This window comes from Bradyrhizobium sp. PRIMUS42, assembly GCF_023006515.1.
Lineage (GTDB): Bacteria > Pseudomonadota > Alphaproteobacteria > Rhizobiales > Xanthobacteraceae > Bradyrhizobium.
The window spans coordinates 1-851 of the sequence record NZ_JALBGZ010001320.1; the positions used below are offsets into that span (position 1 = coordinate 1).

Annotated in this window: 2 protein-coding genes; both read left to right on the forward strand. The window is 68.6% G+C overall.

The window, feature by feature from the left end:
• Positions 1-363, forward strand: a 363-nt coding sequence (locus MOV75_RS40025; protein ID WP_247008355.1) for an SAM-dependent methyltransferase, incomplete at its 5' end; no start/stop codon positions are given.
• The coding region (locus tag MOV75_RS40030; protein WP_247008356.1) for an AAA family ATPase at positions 363-851 on the forward strand (489 nt) is incomplete at its 3' end. The genes MOV75_RS40025 and MOV75_RS40030, both read left to right, overlap by 1 nt.

Below are 851 nucleotides of genomic sequence, written 5' to 3' on the forward strand. Positions count from 1 at the left end.
CGCGCCAGCGCGATGCCTGAAGGCGAGAAGCTCGCCGCATTCGCCGCAACCGGCGCGGTGCTCGCGATCCATCTGTCGATCCATCTGCTCGACAACGTCGTCGCCGAGCTCACGCCGCATTATGGCGAGGACTGCCCGGTCGCGATCGTCTGGCGCGCGAGCTGGCCGGACCAGCGCATTGTCCGCGCCACGCTCGGCACACTCGATGCCGCCGTCGGCACGGAAATGGAGCGCACCGCGCTGATCCTGGTCGGCAAGACGCTTGGCGCTGCGGATTTCGACGAGAGCCGGCTCTATGCCGCCGACTATGACCGTCGCTATCGGCCGGTTGGCACTGAACCGCGCTTTCCGGAGGCGTCGTGATGGCAGCAAGCCTCGTCATTTCCGCACCGGCCTCCGGCGTCGGCAAGACCACACTGACGCTGGCGCTCGCGCGCGCCTGGCGCAATCGTGGCCTGAACGTACAGTGCTTCAAGAGCGGCCCTGACTACATCGATCCCGCCTTCCACGCCGCCGCCACGGGACGGGCCTCCGTCAACGTCGATAGCTGGGCGATGGACCGCGGGACAATCGCGCATCTCGTCAGCCGCGGCGCGGATGCCGATGTCGTGCTTGCCGAGGGCTCGATGGGCCTGTTCGACGGCGTCGCCGCGCGCGGCGTCTCCGGCACCGGTGCCACCGCCGATATCGCGGAGATGCTGGGCTGGCCGGTGGTTCTGGTGATCGACCCCTCAGGTCAAGCACAAACGGCGGCGGCGATCGCCGCAGGCCTTCGCGATTATCGCCCCGGCGTGAGGCTTGCGGGCGTCGTGCTCAATCGCGTCGCCAGCCCGCGCCATGAAGACCTCGTG